At 41.9% G+C, this 16,869-nt stretch carries 19 protein-coding genes; 4 read left to right on the top strand and 15 right to left on the bottom strand.

Annotated elements, in window-relative coordinates:
* Positions 1-22: 22 nt before the first annotated feature.
* From METHO_RS02105 to METHO_RS02095, 3 genes are all read right to left on the bottom strand, one after another.
* A complete protein-coding gene (locus METHO_RS02105; protein ID WP_015323868.1) occupies positions 23-589 on the bottom strand; it encodes an RPA family protein in 567 nt (188 codons plus the stop codon).
* Entirely contained in the window at positions 590-1,840 is a 1,251-nt protein-coding gene (locus tag METHO_RS02100) for a single-stranded DNA-binding protein (protein ID WP_015323867.1), read from the bottom strand.
* Between the two features lie 167 nt (positions 1,841-2,007).
* Positions 2,008-4,269 carry an amino acid permease gene (locus METHO_RS02095; protein WP_015323866.1) on the bottom strand — a complete coding sequence of 754 codons (2,262 nt, stop codon included), beginning with the start codon at positions 4,267-4,269 and terminating at the stop codon, positions 2,008-2,010.
* A 404-nt stretch (positions 4,270-4,673) separates the two neighbouring features.
* On the opposite strand from METHO_RS02095, the gene METHO_RS02090 reads away from it, so the two are divergent.
* The gene (locus METHO_RS02090) at positions 4,674-5,597 is read left to right on the top strand and encodes a fructose-bisphosphate aldolase (protein ID WP_015323865.1); all 924 of its coding nucleotides are present in this window, start codon (positions 4,674-4,676) and stop codon (positions 5,595-5,597) included.
* Positions 5,598-5,656: 59 nt separating this feature from the next.
* Here the strand turns inward: METHO_RS02090 and METHO_RS02085 are convergent, their stop codons facing one another.
* Positions 5,657-6,247 (bottom strand): hypothetical protein, encoded by a 591-nt coding sequence (locus METHO_RS02085; RefSeq protein WP_015323864.1) that lies wholly within the window; start codon positions 6,245-6,247, stop codon positions 5,657-5,659.
* Between the two features lie 156 nt (positions 6,248-6,403).
* Here METHO_RS02085 and METHO_RS02080 point away from each other — a divergent pair, with 156 nt between their 5' ends.
* Positions 6,404-6,724, top strand: coding sequence for a DUF6951 family protein (locus tag METHO_RS02080; protein ID WP_015323863.1), 321 nt, complete (start codon positions 6,404-6,406; stop codon positions 6,722-6,724).
* Between the two features lie 8 nt (positions 6,725-6,732).
* Here the strand turns inward: METHO_RS02080 and METHO_RS02075 are convergent, their stop codons facing one another.
* Complete coding sequence (locus tag METHO_RS02075) at positions 6,733-7,608, bottom strand: RPA family protein (protein ID WP_015323862.1); 876 nt, start codon at positions 7,606-7,608, stop codon at positions 6,733-6,735.
* A gap of 4 nt (positions 7,609-7,612) precedes the next feature.
* Positions 7,613-8,914 carry a Single-stranded DNA binding protein gene (locus tag METHO_RS02070; protein ID WP_015323861.1) on the bottom strand — a complete coding sequence of 434 codons (1,302 nt, stop codon included), beginning with the start codon at positions 8,912-8,914 and terminating at the stop codon, positions 7,613-7,615.
* A gap of 165 nt (positions 8,915-9,079) precedes the next feature.
* Here METHO_RS02070 and METHO_RS02065 point away from each other — a divergent pair, with 165 nt between their 5' ends.
* On the top strand, positions 9,080-9,523 hold the full coding sequence (locus METHO_RS02065) for a flavodoxin domain-containing protein (RefSeq protein ID WP_015323860.1): 444 nt from the start codon (positions 9,080-9,082) through the stop codon (positions 9,521-9,523).
* 226 nt (positions 9,524-9,749) lie between these two features.
* Positions 9,750-9,974, top strand: a complete 225-nt coding sequence (locus tag METHO_RS02060; RefSeq protein WP_015323859.1) for a histone family protein — start codon at positions 9,750-9,752, stop codon at positions 9,972-9,974.
* Positions 9,975-9,989: 15 nt separating this feature from the next.
* Here METHO_RS02060 and METHO_RS02055 read toward each other — a convergent pair whose 3' ends face one another.
* The 9 genes from METHO_RS02055 to rnfC all read right to left on the bottom strand — a co-directional run bounded on the left by METHO_RS02055 (position 9,990) and on the right by rnfC (position 16,866).
* A complete protein-coding gene (locus METHO_RS02055) occupies positions 9,990-10,496 on the bottom strand; it encodes a COG2426 family protein (RefSeq protein WP_015323858.1) in 507 nt (168 codons plus the stop codon).
* 1 nt (position 10,497) lies between these two features.
* The gene (locus tag METHO_RS02050; RefSeq protein ID WP_048830984.1) at positions 10,498-11,454 is read right to left on the bottom strand and encodes a replication factor C small subunit; all 957 of its coding nucleotides are present in this window, start codon (positions 11,452-11,454) and stop codon (positions 10,498-10,500) included.
* 128 nt (positions 11,455-11,582) lie between these two features.
* Positions 11,583-11,921, bottom strand: coding sequence for a DUF4870 domain-containing protein (locus tag METHO_RS02045; protein WP_015323856.1), 339 nt, complete (start codon positions 11,919-11,921; stop codon positions 11,583-11,585).
* Positions 11,918-12,724, bottom strand: coding sequence for an Rnf electron transport complex subunit RnfB (rnfB, locus tag METHO_RS02040; protein WP_015323855.1), 807 nt, complete (start codon positions 12,722-12,724; stop codon positions 11,918-11,920). The genes METHO_RS02045 and rnfB overlap by 4 nt, the downstream gene beginning before the upstream one ends.
* Positions 12,721-13,308: an Rnf electron transport complex subunit RnfA gene (rnfA, locus tag METHO_RS02035; protein WP_015323854.1), complete on the bottom strand. Its 588-nt coding sequence runs from the start codon at positions 13,306-13,308 to the stop codon at positions 12,721-12,723. Before rnfA ends, rnfB begins: the two co-directional genes overlap by 4 nt.
* 2 nt (positions 13,309-13,310) lie before the next feature.
* The gene (gene rnfE, locus METHO_RS02030; protein ID WP_015323853.1) at positions 13,311-13,925 is read right to left on the bottom strand and encodes an Rnf electron transport complex subunit RnfE; all 615 of its coding nucleotides are present in this window, start codon (positions 13,923-13,925) and stop codon (positions 13,311-13,313) included.
* A gap of 9 nt (positions 13,926-13,934) precedes the next feature.
* Positions 13,935-14,504, bottom strand: a complete 570-nt coding sequence (gene rnfG / locus METHO_RS02025) for an Rnf electron transport complex subunit RnfG (protein ID WP_015323852.1) — start codon at positions 14,502-14,504, stop codon at positions 13,935-13,937.
* On the bottom strand, positions 14,497-15,513 hold the full coding sequence (gene rnfD, locus METHO_RS02020) for an Rnf electron transport complex subunit RnfD (RefSeq protein ID WP_015323851.1): 1,017 nt from the start codon (positions 15,511-15,513) through the stop codon (positions 14,497-14,499). The genes rnfG and rnfD overlap by 8 nt, the downstream gene beginning before the upstream one ends.
* Positions 15,514-16,866, bottom strand: coding sequence for an Rnf electron transport complex subunit RnfC (gene rnfC / locus METHO_RS02015; RefSeq protein WP_015323850.1), 1,353 nt, complete (start codon positions 16,864-16,866; stop codon positions 15,514-15,516).
* Between the last annotated feature and the right edge of the window lie 3 nt (positions 16,867-16,869).

The raw sequence follows: 16,869 nt of genomic DNA, 5'->3' as shown, positions 1-16,869 counted from the left end.
ACAGGCGATTAAACCTGTAAGATCAATATTCTTCCTGCAGAGACCTGAGAGCCTTCAGCACCATGGATGCATAGTGCTTTGTTTCTGTCCTGTAGTGTTCTTTTGCCTTTAGTGCATCTGGATTGGAGTCCGTAAGGGCTTTTAGACGTTCCAGAGTGGCCCTGGCTGTGTCAAGCACCCAGAGATCCCTGGTTTCACCGTCGACTATGTACATTGACTCCGGCCTTATGGATGTACGGATCTCGCCTTCGGGAGTAGTATATGTACTGGGCTTGCCCACGATAGCTACAAATTCAGGAGTATCACATTCTGAAAGCACCTGAGCGGCTTCAGGCTGATATTGGCCTGCATATATGAAGAATGAGCCTGTTGGGTCAGACACTCGCCCACGCCAGTATTCTGAATCGCTTCCAATATCTTCTTTCTCCGTAAGAGTTCCCACTATGAACATCCTGTTTACTTTTGCGCCAGTGGGACTTAACAGATACTGGGGAGAATATTGATCATTACCATCCTTGAAAGTTAGATTGGACTCCCTGAATTCCTGAGCGAATAGCCTTCTGGCAACTTCACGGGTATAGCCTGCCATTTAGAACACCTCCGCTTCATTTATGAGTTCGGCAAGCAATTCGTGATCCAGGATGGATTCCCTTTTTATTGACTCCACAAGTATGTATCTGTCAACTCGCGGTCCTGAAACCGTATAATACTTGCCCACAAGCTTTTGTTTCATAGCTTCCAGGACCACACCCTGATCAAGTGCATCTGCCGCCATAGCTATGGCTTCTTCGAGCGTTATACCCGATATCTCTTCAGTAACTTCTCTTTTAAGAAGTATGTCCTGAGCAATAGTTCCGGTGTCCAGTACAGCCTTCAGGCGTAGGTCGTATACCCCATCTACTTTACCATGCTCTGCACATGCGCCTTTGGTCAGAGAGCGATTGCATTGAGGGCAACGTTTTATAAGCCCGGAACCTAATTGAACGTCCACCATTGCAGCTGTAAGCACAGCATCTTCTCTGGTTTTAACTTCAATCTCATCGGATATCTCTTCAATGGAACTGCTTTTGTTCAGAGTGATCTCAAGTTTTCCATTCCATTCACTGGTCACAGCATTCCGGAAAAGATAGTTATTTCCTTCTGTCAGCTCAACGGGAATCTCCGCTCTTGCCCATTTGATAAACTTGATAGTTGCAGTTTCATCACCAATAAGACCTACCTGAGAAATAGATTCATTGTTATTGTCCCACAACTGCACAATTTTCCCTTTCAGATCGACCCACTTTCCTTCATCTGAAATTTCAGCGACCTTTACAAGAGGAGCTACTCCCGGAGTTCTGCTTTCTACATGTATATCATCTGAAGTCTCTTCAATGGAGCTGGTCTTATTGAGGTTTACTTCCATTTTACCGTTCCACTCACTGCATACAATATTTTTGAATATGTAAGTTTTTCCTTCCTCAACTACCGGCACCTCTGCAGCCGCCCAGGATATGAACTTTATAGTAGCAGTTTCATCTGCCAGCAGCCCGACCTGAGAAATAGACCCATGAGTGTTTTCCCACAGCTGAACCACCTTGCACTTTACGTTCACCCACTTCCCATCTTCAGAGATATCTGCCACCTTTACAAAGGAAGTTTCTCCCTTACCACCATAGAACTGATCTTTGGAAATACTGTATTCCTTCAGGAAAAAATTCACAACACTTCTTTTTGCCTCTTCCTGGGGAACCTTGAACTTCACTATGAGCTTGTCAAGTCTCTCTTCTATCTTTTCAACCGGAATATCTACACCAAGTTCCTGGAACTTGTTCTTGATTTCAGTTACCATTGTGTTCATATTTTACCTCAAGCCTCTGGTTTGTCTCTTGTAGAGAGGCAAATAGAAGTATTCTGTTAAAGTATAAATAGAAATACTATGCACGGTGAAAGTGTTTTTGATATTCAAAAACCATTGTCAACGTAGTTACTGAAATAGAAGTTGTTTTAATATAACATATAGTTGCCTTATGATTTGAATACTTTTTTAGACGCACGACTGATTTTTACATAGGCATTGTAAAAAAATTTTCTTACTGTATAAGTAATGTTTTGCTTAGATATTGGTTTGGACATCTTTACTACCAATACGGGATTCTTTGAGTGCCTGGCAATCCTCTGTGGCAAGGTCCCAAGGAACGATATTTTAAACCTTTGGCTTGAATCTCCGACTATTGTCAGATCACTATCGTTTGAAGCTTCCAATATCGTGTCGTCTACAGAGTACCTTTCCAAGACCTTAAAAGTGATGGAGATCAACTCTTCATTGCTGGATATGGCCTGAAGTTTCTCAGCAATCTCCTTTTTTCTTTCAGTATCCTCATCAGGGCTCACTATTGTGATAATTTCTATTTTTGCTCCTGTATTGAGAGCAAGTTTTTTTGCCAGGTGAAGACCATATACCGAATTATCTTTTCCATTATATGCTACCACGATTTTATTAGTCTTAGAGGAGAGATAGCCTTTTAATAAGACTATGTGACGCTTTAACGATGAAAGGACATCATTAGTTACATCTCCAAGAGAATACTGGAATCTGTTTGACTCGTGCCAGCCCATGATTACCAGATCTACGTTTTCCATTTCAGCCTGTTCAATTATTGAATTAGATACACTATGGTCAAAAGCAGTGATGTATTTCCTCTTATGCCCAAGAATTGCTGGATATTTTTCAAATTCCTCTTTAAAATGTGAGTCCATTTCGATCTTCTTCTCATGAAAGGCTTCTTGAGCAAATTTTAAAGCTGTCTGGTCCGGAACCTTGATCACATGAAGACCTACGATCTCATCACCTAAACAATCTGCCAGCCTCAGGAGGTCACGCTGATGTTTGACATTAGAAATGGGGACCAGTACCTTTACCCCAGACTCTGGTTTTATGACAGGTGACCCTAAATTGTTTTCCAGCAGGTCAAATAGAGTATATCCTGGAGTAGCTTTGCCCTTTCCATAGAACCAGTGCCACCACACACCCAGAGCGATCAACGATACAGCAAAAAGCAAAGGAAGGACACCAAGTAATGGTAACAGGATCAGGCTACCAGCTATTCCTATTATTTGAGTGAACGGGAAGAAAGGGTCTCGAAATGTTGGTTCATACTCTGGTAAAGTTCTTTTCCTCAGGATAATGACCGCCAGATTGAGCAAAACAAAGATCAAGATGTTAAATGCACCACCTAACCTGGCCAGTTGCTGTATGTCGAACAGGAATAACAGCAAGATCATTATGATCCCGGTGACCAGTATAGAATTGTATGGCGTGTCATATTTTTTGTGTATCCGGACAAACCATTGTGGCATTAATGCATCTCTGCTCATGGCAAATGGAAATCTGGAAGAAGACAATATGGCTCCATTAGCTGTTGAAAGTGTTGCAAGCAATGCCGCAAAGACAATAAGGGTGCTTCCAATTTCCCCGTATATCAGATTAGCTATATCAGCAAGAGGGGTAATCGTAACTGCTCCTGCATAAATGCCTGAGACACCTACAACTGCCATCATTATGAGAACATAGAAAATGGTTACTACTACTGCAGAAGCAATGAATGCCCTTGGTAGATTCTTTGATGGATTTTTTACTTCCTCCGAAATTGCTGCAAGCTCTGCAAGTCCCAGATACGAAATAAAAATAACTCCTGTTGTAGTGAGTATTGATGCTGGCCCATAAGATGTTGCTGAATTCGGTGTTGTTGAAATGAAATTGCGCGGCTCGACGAACAAAAATACTTCGGCTAAGAATATAGCCAAAATGATCAGTAAGAGAATTATACTAATGTTCTGCAGTGAACCACTGCTCTTTGCACCTCGATAATTAATTATCAAAAGAACAAAGCCCGAAAATGCGGCTACGAAATAAAGAGACGATGGATAAAACACCTGAAAATACTCTGCCAAGCCGATAAGTGCAAAAGAGCCTTTGAATATCAAACCAAACCATGATCCAAGACCGATTATAGCTCCAAATGCGGCACCCATTGTTCTGCTGATATAGTAGTAACTTCCACCGGCTTTGGGCATACCCGTTGCCAGCTCAGCCATGCTGATCGCTGTAGCTATAGAGATAATACCTCCGATCAAAAAAGACAATATTGCTCCAGCACCAGCATTTGTGAAGGCGATTCCTGGAAGGATGAATATCCCAGCCCCGATCATCGTGCCAGTACCAATGGCAAATGTCGAAAAAAAACCCAGACTACGCCCCAACCTCTCTTTTGTTTCAATTGCAGCCATTGGTAATATACCCCACAAAATTTATATTACAAATTTACCATTTTTATAATACGTTTCAGGTTAACATAGAAATTTAGCCAGTCTATTATAAAATAGAACAGAGGCGTTGTCGTTATTTATTAGCACTAAGCGATAATCTAATTTTAATGTTTCGAAGCGTGCATCTTTAACAATTGGATAAGCAGAGCCTATTAAAAGAGCCAACAGTAAAATGTAGAATAAAGATAAATAACAATGAGAGTTTTTAACCTATGAAATCCTAAATAGTTTCCACCTTTTATGAGATACGAGAATAATTGCAGGGGAAGATTGCTTGTTGTTCTAAAAAAGATACACAATAGTTATGAATAAATATGAACTATGAAATAAATGTGTTTATGACAATTATAAATTAGGTGATGAAAATGATTTCAATCAAACGCTCTGATATCAAAGTGCCGCTGGATGTACCTGAAGAGGCCCGTGAAACGTATGTAGAGAACTATATGGAGATTACAAACAGTACTGGTAGACTTATGCTCTTTGCAGGAGACCAGAAAGTAGAGCATCTTAATGATGACTTTTATGGAGAAGAGGCTGCTGCAGATGACAATGATCCGGAACATCTGTTCAGGATAGCACATCAGGGAAAAATGGGTGTTTTCGCCACCCAGTTAGGCCTTATTGCAAGATATGGAATGGACTATACGGATGTGCCATACCTCGTGAAGATCAACTCAAAGAGTCATCTTGTTCCTACTGAACAAATGGATCCCTTTAGTAACCAGTGGTATGATATACCCCAGATAGCAGAGTTCAGGGACAACAGCAAACTAAAGATACTTGGTGTGGGTTACACTATATACTTGGGTAGCGAGTATGAAGCGGATATGCTTGCACAGGCGGCACAGATCGTGTACGATGCTCACCAATATGGAATGCTTACGGTACTCTGGATATACCCAAGAGGTGCTGCAGTAGCTGACGAGAAGGACCCTCACCTTATTGCCGGCGCAACTGGAGTTGGTGCCTGCCTGAACGCTGACTTCGTAAAAGTGAACTACCCGAAAAAAGAAGGACATTCTTCAGCAGAAATATTTAAAGAGGCTGTATTTGCAGCCGGCCGTACAAAAGTTGTATGTGCGGGAGGATCCAGCGATGATCCAGAAGCTTTCCTGAAAAAGCTCCATGATCAGATACATGTAAGCGGCGCAATGGGCAACGCAACTGGCCGTAATATCCACCAGAAACCACTTGATGAAGCCGTACGCATGTGTAATGCCATATATGCAATTACAATAGAAGATGCCACTGTGGAAGAAGCTCTCATGATATACATGGGAAAATAAAAAGGCTGCAATGCCAGCCTTTCTTTTTTAAGAAGTAACTGAAAATAAAATAGCGGGTTTCAGTTCCCGCCGGAGCATTCAAAATCAAAACCCAGAATGAAGGTTCCCGTACCATGGACCTGCTGAATACCCATTTTTTGTTTAAGGTATTCATCAGTCGGAGGAGATGGAGAAGCAAGAGCAACATTACAGATATGAGACAATTCCTCTACCTCAGGACATGGTTTAGGTGGCAACACCACAAGTAGTGGATCGTTCTTAGAATCTATCGACCTGAGCAGATCCTTATCATAGATCACAATGTTACCAATGATCAGGTTATCCTTGCAGTTTGTCAATTCATTGAGTTTGCATTGATCATCCAGATCTTCTCCAACCAAACGATCATGGTGCATGAGGATAACATTAGGGCAACAAGGCCATACATATTCCATACTTGTAGTGAAGGGAATGACTACATCTTTCTTGAGCACTTCTTTAATACCCCGATTATCACCCCTGCCAAGACCCATAAGAGTCATTTCATCTGCTTTTTTCTCAAGTTCCTTAATGACTTCCCTGTCCTCGTCAAGAAGGACATAGGTTTCTCCTACACCTTTTATTTCCTTGAGGCGCTGTCGAACCATTTCAATTATCTCTTCACGCTGCATAATAGTGCCTCCTTTTAAAATTATTGTACTTAAGATGATTGTTATGTCAATGTTTCATTATTTAAGTATACCGGACTATTACTTCCCGATAATTATCTTAAAAAGAGAACAAAAAGATATATAAGCAGTAATTGGAGATTATTATCAGGTGCAATTATGACAGATGTTAAAGTAAACTCCAGGATATGTGGTTTTACCCATAAGATCAGTGGCAAAGTAGATGGCAAGAACATGATTATTGAGATCGAGACCCCTTGCAAGAAAGTTGCAATGCTTTCACATATGGAGATCCCGGTAAAAGAATTATATGAACCTTTTTACAATGACAACCAGGTCTTCCAAAAGGTAAAGGAAGCAAAATGGTGCTCCACATGTCTTGTACCATGCGGCATAATGCATGTATGCAGGATGGATTTGGGTACTATATCCAAAACGCTTGCAAAAAATTCAGGTAACATCAGCATCGAATTTGAATAAGGAACTTATCAGATGAGTTTTAGAAGTCCAAGCCTGGGTTCATAACACTCTCCTTTATCAAGGAGAGACCGTATCCCTGCATCTGCTACCTCTTCCGGGATCCCTCTTGACTCCACTTCTTTCAGCAGGTGACTATATTTTACGCCTTTACCACTGTCAAGTTCTTTGAGGAGCTCAAAGATCACATTTTCAGTATTATCCTTTCGTTGCATTTCTGTACCTGCATTTTCCTTAATGGAAAGAAGGATTGTACGCAAACTTTGTTTAAACTCAGCGATATAGTCCTGATCTGTACCATAGAATGCAATAGCATCCAAAATTGCTTCACTTGAGCCAGAACCTATGATCCCGGATTTCAAGGGCTCTGCCATATCTTCTCCATGCTTCGGGTCTAAAAGTACCTCACTAAGCAGGTCAAGCCGTTTTAATGTCAATTCTGCCGTGTCTACAACCCATCTGTCCCTGATGCTACTTTCTACAGTGTTGAGCTCTTCCGGCCTTATGGAAATGAACACCGAATCTTTTTCAGGTTCATATATCCTCGCTTTACCTACTACGGCAATATAGGATGGGACTTCCACGGTTGAAAGAAAGATAGCAGCTTCCGGTTGATATTGACCTGCATATAGCATAAAAACTCCAGTTGGGTCTGACACACGAGCTCGCCAGAGATCACGCTCTTTTCCCGTTTCGGAACCCAGATTCTCTACTTCTGTGATCACTCCGACCACAAAAACCCGGTTAATACGCATACCTGTAGGAGAGATCAGCAGATTAGGAGAATTCATATCAGAAAAGTCATCACTAAGAACACTTGTAAGACTAAGAGTAGAACCATTGAACTCTTTTGCGAACAGTCTCTGAGCTATTTCCCTCTCGGCCATTATATCAAACATCCTCTGGTAATTTTGACAATATACTCTCAAGACGGGAAAGAAGATCATCTGCCGTAAACCAGGCAGATCTCGCAACAATAGTCGTACCGAACTCGCTCTTTGATGAATTGCCTCTTACGGTGAGATAAGCACCTATCAAAGATCTTTTCATGCTCTCATACACAGCATCTTTTGAGAGGGATAATTTCATGATGTTCTCAGCTTCGTTCATAGATTTCCCATAAACAGTCTCCGAGAGTTCTTTGTTCAACATGATATAGACAGCTCCCGTACCATCGTCAAGTATCATCTTTATCCTCATATCCTTGACACCCTCCACATTACCATGTGCCCTGCAAACATTGCTCTGTATAACACGATTACAAAAAGGACATCTTTCAATTAGTCCTGAGCCCGGACGCACGGAAATGATATTTCCTGTGACCACTACATCAAAAAGACCATCCTTTTCAAGAACAGAAGCAATAGGTATAGAGATGGGGTCATCTTTTATAATATCATTTTTGGAAAAAACACACTTGTCATCAGGGAGTAGTTCCCATGAAGTCTCATGAGCAATATTTAAAGATGGGATGCCTCTGAAAAGTCTCACGTGCGCAGCCTTAAAACTTACAGTGCTACCAATATCTATTCCATCCATGGGCACCCACGATGTAAAAGGAAGTTTACCAGTCTCATCTGCAATGACACCCTCTATTATAATAGTATCTTTGCCTTTGACGTTGACATCCCTGTGGTACATTTCAGTGACTACGCCCTGTGAACTTACCAGCATATCAGATGAGTTTATTTCGATGATCTTTTTGTTTTGGGTAAAAAACTGTTCAGTTCTGGGTATGGATGGATCTTCATGGAGTTTTTCCACAATAGAACGTTGTCCTAAATTAAGCTCTGGCCGATTGTTCCAAAACTTCATATAGGCATTTTGCACCCTGATAATGTCCCCTTCATTCAAATGAAAATCATCCCAGGCAGTGAACAGGCAAACCCCTGTTTCATCTACAATCTTACCTGAATACAGGTTCACCGTTTCACCCTTCTGAACAAATTTTTTTTTCTCGACGGATGTGATCCTGCCTTTCAAAGTGAAACTCTTTGGTGCATTAGAAATATCCTTTATTTTTATTTCAGAAGCCTCTTTTGAGCTGAATTTATTTAAAACAGTTTGTTTTGCTTCTTCAAGAGGTACACGGAACCTGAGAAGTTTATCCAGCTCATTCTTTATATCATCTTGATCTATGCCATCAAGCGCCTTTGCCAGCTCTTCAATATGAAGCGCATATTTGTCATTCATCCATGAACTCCCTGCACCGGAAATGTAGTGCATGTTATACCTGATAGGCAATAAACATATCATATGCTTTTCTGGAAAAGTTTATCAGAGAATACGGTCCATTTGAAAGGGGATTTAACTAGTATTTCCATAAAAGTCCTTTATAAGAAAACAGGGGATCATCTAATGGTAAAACTCGCAATAGTTTATCTAAGCACCCAGGGAAGCACCCGGATGATGGCAGAAGCTATAGCTGAAGGAGCTAGGCAGAAACATATAGAAGTAAGGGTTGACAGCTTCTATGAATGGGAACCTAAAGATGCCGCCAGCTATGATGGCATAGCTGTGGGTTCATCGACCTTTTATTACAAAATGCTGGAACCCATTTCAAAGTTCCTTGATGCATTAATAGCTGAAGGAGTAGAAGGAAAAGTAGGATCTGCATTTGGTTCATATGGATGGAGTGGTGAAGCACCTGTAATCATAGCAGAAAAAATGAGGGAAGCTGGCATGAAAGTAATCGATCCGGTCCTCAGGATACAGTATATTCCTGAAGAGAAGGATATAAAGGAATGCCAGCGCCTTGGCAAGGATATTGCCATTAAACTTAAGAAACTAGTAACAGAGTGATAGCACACACTATCAACTCATTTTTTGAACCAACATACCACAAATCATAGATTATGATGTTAATGGTGTATTATTTATAGCATATTTGCCTTAATTAATCCTGGTTCAATACTTAAAGACATTAATCCGACATAAATCATCTAAGATAACTATTTATAATTTATTTTTCTAATCAAATATCTAATAAGGATCTAATCTTAAATTAGCATATTAAGGAGGACAAAAATTGACAATAATACCACTTGCACCGATAGAAAGGCTTATCAGAAGTGCTGGATCTCACAGGGTTAGTGAATCCGCAGCAATAGCTCTTTCTGAAATACTCGAAGATTACGGATTGGACATTTCAAGAGAAGCGATCAAGCTGGCTGAACATGCAGGAAGAAAAACTGTAAAATCCGAGGACATTGCCTTGGCAAAGGATATGCTTTCCAAGAAAATGTTCAAATAATACAGTTTAATTTTTTTACCTAAACAGAGTAGATAGACTGATGCCACCTAAGGTAACTGCTGTTACCACCACACCTGCAATAAGGACACCTGCGGTTATAGCCATAAGCGCATGCCTGAAGCCTATACCGAAAACAAAGGCTGCTGCGCATCCGGACCATGCACCTGTTGCCGGCAGTGGAATGGCTACAAAGATAGCTAACCCCAGAGTGCCGTATTTTTCAAAGGTGTCCGAATGGTTATGGCGAGTACGGGTAAAAAGCCAATCGAAGAATTTGTTCCAGAACCTGAACCTGCGTAAATAGTTGGACACCGGCTCCAGATATAACAGAAGAGGTATAACCGGTATCATATTACCTATAACCGCAAGAAGATAGGCTTCTACCGGATGCATTTGATATTGAAGCAGTGCAATTGGTATGGCACCTCTGAGTTCAGCCACAGGTAAACAACTTATCAGAATGGTTGCGAGCCAGTGAGGAAAACTGTCAAAAAGATTTGTGAGTAATTGAACAACTGCCATTCTAGTTTCTTCCCCTTAATGTAAAATGTGCGATCAATGCTTCAAGCTGGATCCTTTCATTTGCTCCTTCGGCTATTCTGAAATCCACCTCTCCTATGACATCAATGAGTTCTACCATTTTTTCCTGAGGAATGGATATATTGAACATAGCCCGGTAGATCTGCCCAACCACGTCTTCACCTGAAAGGCCCTGATCAAGAAGGAGCTCGTCCAGATATTTGCGTGCAGCCATGAAATTGCCACTTAGGGCAGTGTTGATCAGATCTGTGATCTGTTCAGGACGAGCTGTGGCAGTGATCTTATAAATGGTATCCTTGTGTACTACATTATCAACAAGAGAAGCAGCCTGCAATGCATTAATGGCCTTGCGCATATCCCCCTGAGCTACATATTTGATAGCTTCCATACCGTCAGTTGCAACTTCGATACCTTCATTACTGGCAACAAAACGCACACGTTCGGTCACTGCATCATCCGAGAGAGGACGAAATCTGTAAACTGCACACCTTGACTGGATAGGTTCTATGATCTTTGAAGAATAGTTGCAAGAAAGAATAAAACGACAATTGTTAGTATAGCGCTCCATGGTCCTTCTTAGCGCCGCCTGAGCATCTGAAGTAAGAGCATCAGCCTCATCAAGGAAGATTATCTTAAAATCTGCCCCACCTATTGGCGATGTTTTAGCAAAGCTCTTTATCTTCGTGCGTACGACATCGATCCCTCTTTCGTCGGATGCATTTAATTCAGTGAAGTTCTCTCTCCATGAATCGGCAAATAGCTCCTTTGCAATGGAAACAGCTGTTGCTGTTTTACCTACTCCGGGGGGACCAGAGAAAAGCAAGTGTGGAAGGTTTCGACTCTTTACATAGGATTTGAGCCTTGCTATTGCCTCTGTTTGACCGACAATATCATCAAGTCTCATAGGCCTGTATTTTTCGATCCATATCTCTTCTTTAATGATTTGACCTCCCTTCCAGAAAATGAGTATTGCATAGATAGCAATAGGTATTTTTTAAACTTTCGAATCCAGCTATAGAAGAACGTGAAAATCAAATAAGAAAATAGATGTTGTGCAACACAACATCTTTACTTGTTCTTGTAAACTGAATCATAGGCATATTTGCCCACGATAGGTACTTTGAACTTCGCTCCCCTGTATGCCATTATGACGAAAGCCAGCAACAAAAATAGAGAGAGGAAACCTGCAAAATCAGCAAGCACCCATCCAAAATAGGGGATCCAGCCAATCAAAAATACAATCAGAGCCAGAGGTATAAATACCAGAACTGATTGCATGGCATGAAAACGGACGAACTTGTTCTGCCTTTCTATTAGTAGGAAAAGTATGCCTGTGAACCAGAAACCTATATAGCATAAAGCTGCAACAACGTTCTCGTTCAATCCGATAGATGTCTTGTATGTCATGGTACACCTCTTAACTCTATTGTGTGCTGTGGACATTTTTCCACACATATGCCACAGGCAGTGCACTTAGCCTGGTCGATCTCGGCCAGGAAATCAGTAACTATTATTGCCTGCACTGGACAGCTCTTTTCACATATCTTACATGCAATACATCCAACTGTGCATGCAGCCTTAACATCCTTTCCCTTATCATGAGAACGGCACTTAACATGCACCTTCTCAGATTCCTTTGCAAAAACAAGAATATCGTTCGGACAAGACGATATACAGAGTCCACAGCTTGTGCAAAGATTCGTATTAACATGCGGAAGTTTATCCTCCCCTATAGACATAGCACCAAATGGACATGCACGTACACAAGTACCACGACCCATACAGCCGAAATTACAACCTTTTTCTCCATCCGATAGCATCATCACAGCCTTACAGTCCTCGATACCCACATATTCGAACCTGTTGATGCAATTCACTCCACCGTTGCAGAGCACAAAGGGATATTCTTTTTCTCCCTCTGCCACTTCCTGCCCCATGATCCCGCCTATCTGCTTGGCAACCTCAAATCCGCCAACTGGACAACCATTGATAGGTGCATTCTCATTCACTACGCGCTGTGCAAAGTCAGAGCAGCCTGCATAACCACATGCTCCACAGTTGGCATTCGGCAGCACACTAAGAATTTCGTCCACAAGAGGATTAGTTTCCACTTTGAACTTACGGGAAGCAACCATGAGCATAACACCCACTGCAATGCCGAGGCCACCAAGGATGGCTACAGATTGTATTAGTAAAGTTGTAAGGTTCATACAGGTATCACCCAGAAGTAATTAACAAACGCCATTGATAGCATTAAAGCCAATAGGAATGCCTGTGGAAGACCCCTTATTGCCGTTGGGATGCTGACAAGTGTAGAACGCTCCCTTATAGCTGACATCATTAACATCACAATTGTATAGCCAAGGGCTGCAGAGAAAGCAAACAGCACACTCTGAATAAAATTGTAATCTGAACTTACATTTAACAGTACAGCACCAAGCACTGCACAGTTGGTACTGATTAAAGGTAAATAAATGCCTAAGGAGCGATACAGTGCAGGAATCTTTTTCCTCACAATGAACTCAACAAGCTGGACAAGAGCTGCAATTACAACGATAAAGGCAATGAGCCCAAGGAATTCCAACTTCAGCGGGACTAATAGATAAGCATACAATGGATAACATACGAGAGCGGAAATTGTCATCACGAAGATAACAGCACCTGACATACCCCCAGCACTCTTAACATCCTTTGTCACACCCACAAAGGAACAGAGACCGAGGAATTGTACTAGCAGGAAGTTATTAAGGAATAGGCCTTCCATGAAAATTGTGAACAGTGCTTTCTCCACCATTATTATTCACCCCTCACACGCTTTTTCTCTTTCTGGTAATTGATTATAGCCATCAATATGCCGATTGTCAGGAAAGCACCGCCCGGAAGGATCATTGTGGTAACAGATGGATTTACTGGAAGACTTATGAGAGTATGTCCAAATGTTACTATCTGCCCGGTACCAAGAATCTCGCGGATACCGCCTATGAGCATAAGAACAAGGAGGAAACCTGTTGATACTCCAAGTGCATCTATCACAGAGTAGAATGCATTATTTTTGCTTGCATAAGCTTCAGCACGACCTATGATGATACAATTGACAACTATGAGCGGGATAAAAACGCCCAGTGCCGCATACATTGGCGGAAAGAAAGCCTTCATAACCATATCCACAATCGACACAAATGTTGCTATGATTATAATAAACACTGGGAGCCTGACTTCCGATGGAGTTACTTTTCTTACAAGCGATACAAAGAGATTTGAGAATATCAGCACAAAAGCAGTGCCTGCTGCCATCCCTATACCATTTTCTACTGATGTTGATACTGCAAGAGTGGGACAAAGACCCAGTACCAGCCCGAATGTCGGATTGTCCCTAGTTATACCTCGAATAAATTCACTTAATGGATCCATTATCTCACCTTATGCCTCACTGCTTTTTATTGATTCGACTTTTGAGTTAAGGGCATCTACTACAGCCTGGGAAGAGATCGTAGCACCTGTGATGGAATCAATGGATCCACCAGAACTTGACAGACTTAGTTTACTAAGTGGGAGAGCATTGAACTGGTTCACAAAAGCGTCCTCTTTTATCTTTGATCCCAAACCGGGGGTTTCTTCCTGGGACAGGATACTCATTCCAGTTATCGTGCTGAATGTGGAATCAACACCTCCTACAACGACGATATCGCCCTTGGCACCCGTTTCTGAAGATAAGAATGTATATCCTATGGAGTTTCCAGATGCATCTTTGGCACGGTAATATATAATTTCCTTCTCACCTGTCTCAGCGTTCACCTGATCCCCATATACAGGCTCAAAGGTTGCATCCGGCATTACTTCCAGAAGCTTCAGATTCATCGCTTCCTGTTGATTCTTCTGAAGTTGTGCCTGAGTGGGCACATATGTGATACCTAGAAGCACAGCAGCCACTATGGATATAATTACAAGTTTACCTACCACAACAGCAAATTCTTTGTTACCATCACTCATCTGACAACACCTCCATCTTTAAGCCTGAAGGCAATTTGTTAATTATACGACCATACAATTTTCCAAGCAATCCTTCTGTTCCGAAGGAGGCCGGAGCGGTATTGACTTCTATGAAAGATGCCACACAATTTGCAAGGAACAGACCGTAGAATGTCGCCTCCACATAATTTGCAAAATAACCATAGATAGAGACCAGCAAACCGCATACTATTCCATAGATCAAACGGCCTTTCTTGGAAACCGGTGATGAGGGAGTATCTGTAGCAATGAAGAGTATACCGAAGAAAACAATACCTATCATTGAATACCTCAGCTCCCCGCTAAGGTCCAAAAATCCAAATAATTGTGAGAGGTACATCAAAGGATTAAGTACGCCTTCATTTGCCAGCTGGATAATTGATGACAAAACTTTCAGAGCCTGAGGGAAGATGACCATTGTAAGGAAAAAGGCCAGGGGAATCCTCCATTCGACATATCTTTTGTAAATGAGGTACACACCACCTATCAAAGCAATCGGGGATACCTCAACCAAAAAGCCTGCTCCTTGTTCAAGCAACAGATCAGATAACTGCCCGATGTGAGGTGTGGATGCAGGAGTCATAAAACCGCTCCACGCAGTCTTACAGAAGATCCAGGCAGCCAATACCGGATTAAAGACATAGGAGCCAATACCGCCAAAAGCAAGCTTACCAATCGCTATGGCAAAGAAAGAACTTACTACAGGAAGCCATAAAGGAACTTCCGGAGGCATCAAAAGAGCCAGCATGAGCCCTATAAGGACCGCATTGCCATTCTTTATAGTTACATTCTGTTTGAACACTGTCTGAATACCAAATTCTGTTGCCACTGCCGCGAGCACACTAATAAGAATTATACTCAAGGCAGGTATACCGAAGAAATATATGGATATAAGGCTCACGGGCACAAGGGCCAGTACCTTGCTCCACATAATTGATCTGAACGAAACGGTTGACTTTTTATGAGGGGGAGCAGATATAGTAAACGTCATTTATTCACCTCCGCAGGTGCAGTTAAGCTGAAGATTCGAAGACTCTTTCGCAGGTATGTCTTCATAAGCCATCTCAATAGCATCTTTAGCAAACCGTATCAACTGGAGAATGTGTATCTTGGAAGGACAGACCACTGCACATTTTCCACATTCTATACAATTTTCTATATGGATCTTCCGACATTCATCGAACCTTCCCTGGTCTGCCAGAACTGCGAGTTTGCTGGGAATCAATTCCACAGGGCATACGTCCACACATGCTGCACAATGAGTACACGCGATGGCTTCATCCCTTAATATGTCTTCCGGTTTCAGGAAAGAGATGCGAGTGGTTGTTTTCGTTACCGGGACTTCATCAGTGTACTGGGCAACCCCGGTCCTCATGCCGTTAGCGATAAGTTTACCTGATTCACTGGGATAACCTCCACATGCCTCTATCACATCCTTGAAAGGTGTGCCTATTCTGACCAGCACTTGAGGAGGACAATGTGCAAGACCTCCTAGGGATATAACCGTTTCATAGTAAGGTTTGCCCTGATATACAGCATCATATAGAGCTTTAGCCGATTTGACACCGCATATAGCCACACCCACATCTGCAGGAGTGCAGCCAACTGGCACCTTTTTGCCTGTTACATTGTAAGTGAAGAAATTGAGAATACGCTTACCGTATATACGCTTCTGAGAAACCACTACAATATCAGATCCCTGGTCCTTGAAATAATAGCCGATCTTGCGACTGCCTATAAGAGGGGCAACTTCCAGTTGTTTCCCTTCAAATCTTATACCGCTAAAAGCTGCTATGGACTCTGCATCATCACTACGTAGCACAATAGCTCCTTTTGCAGCTCCTGCGGCTTTCATGAGAAGTTTGAGAGCTTCCAGCATCTGAGTACCATATTCTTCTGGAGTGCTGAACTTACCCCCGATCCATTCAGAAGATGTGGAATTGATAAGTACTGTGTTTATCTTCTTACCATCGGGATTGAGCACGCTTTGTGTAGGTAGACCATAATGCTCCACTATACCTGAGTTCTTTATCAGTTCGATCAGATCATTTTGAGAAGGATTCTTAGTCGGAGAGAATTCCACTGTTTCATCGCTTTCAATGGTCTTGATGATAACGCTCAGTGCCTTATTTCCATCCGGATTTGGAGCCATCTCAATAGAGAGAACCTCACCACAGACACTTGAATGGACAGATGAATCGTTATTATCTTTGCAGTCACCGATCTTTTGACCGATGACCACCGAATCACCCTTTTTGACCATAGGAATACAAGGCATTCCTTTATGCTGTTTAAGGGGAATTATTACCTTCTCAGGTAATTTACTTAAACGTTTACTTTCCATTAT

Source organism: Methanomethylovorans hollandica DSM 15978, assembly GCF_000328665.1.
Classification (GTDB): domain Archaea; phylum Halobacteriota; class Methanosarcinia; order Methanosarcinales; family Methanosarcinaceae; genus Methanomethylovorans; species Methanomethylovorans hollandica.
The sequence above is the reverse complement of the archived record's forward strand: the minus strand, read 5'-3'. Positions and strand labels throughout refer to the sequence as shown.

Excerpts from the sequence above, each read along its gene's own strand:
- METHO_RS02105 (WP_015323868.1), bottom strand. The coding sequence starts at position 589 with ATGGCAGGCTATACCCGTGAAGTTGCCAGAAGGCTATTCGCTCAGGAA.
- METHO_RS02100 (WP_015323867.1), bottom strand. The coding sequence starts at position 1,840 with ATGAACACAATGGTAACTGAAATCAAGAACAAGTTCCAGGAACTTGGT.
- METHO_RS02095 (WP_015323866.1), bottom strand. The coding sequence starts at position 4,269 with ATGGCTGCAATTGAAACAAAAGAGAGGTTGGGGCGTAGTCTGGGTTTT.
- METHO_RS02090 (WP_015323865.1), top strand. The coding sequence starts at position 4,674 with ATGATTTCAATCAAACGCTCTGATATCAAAGTGCCGCTGGATGTACCT.
- METHO_RS02085 (WP_015323864.1), bottom strand. The coding sequence starts at position 6,247 with ATGCAGCGTGAAGAGATAATTGAAATGGTTCGACAGCGCCTCAAGGAA.
- METHO_RS02080 (WP_015323863.1), top strand. The coding sequence starts at position 6,404 with ATGACAGATGTTAAAGTAAACTCCAGGATATGTGGTTTTACCCATAAG.
- METHO_RS02075 (WP_015323862.1), bottom strand. The coding sequence starts at position 7,608 with ATGGCCGAGAGGGAAATAGCTCAGAGACTGTTCGCAAAAGAGTTCAAT.
- METHO_RS02070 (WP_015323861.1), bottom strand. The coding sequence starts at position 8,914 with ATGAATGACAAATATGCGCTTCATATTGAAGAGCTGGCAAAGGCGCTT.
- METHO_RS02065 (WP_015323860.1), top strand. The coding sequence starts at position 9,080 with ATGGTAAAACTCGCAATAGTTTATCTAAGCACCCAGGGAAGCACCCGG.
- METHO_RS02055 (WP_015323858.1), bottom strand. The coding sequence starts at position 10,496 with ATGGCAGTTGTTCAATTACTCACAAATCTTTTTGACAGTTTTCCTCAC.
- METHO_RS02045 (WP_015323856.1), bottom strand. The coding sequence starts at position 11,921 with ATGACATACAAGACATCTATCGGATTGAACGAGAACGTTGTTGCAGCT.
- rnfB (WP_015323855.1), bottom strand. The coding sequence starts at position 12,724 with ATGAACCTTACAACTTTACTAATACAATCTGTAGCCATCCTTGGTGGC.
- rnfA (WP_015323854.1), bottom strand. The coding sequence starts at position 13,308 with ATGGTGGAGAAAGCACTGTTCACAATTTTCATGGAAGGCCTATTCCTT.
- rnfE (WP_015323853.1), bottom strand. The coding sequence starts at position 13,925 with ATGGATCCATTAAGTGAATTTATTCGAGGTATAACTAGGGACAATCCG.
- rnfG (WP_015323852.1), bottom strand. The coding sequence starts at position 14,504 with ATGAGTGATGGTAACAAAGAATTTGCTGTTGTGGTAGGTAAACTTGTA.
- rnfD (WP_015323851.1), bottom strand. The coding sequence starts at position 15,513 with ATGACGTTTACTATATCTGCTCCCCCTCATAAAAAGTCAACCGTTTCG.
- rnfC (WP_015323850.1), bottom strand. The coding sequence starts at position 16,866 with ATGGAAAGTAAACGTTTAAGTAAATTACCTGAGAAGGTAATAATTCCC.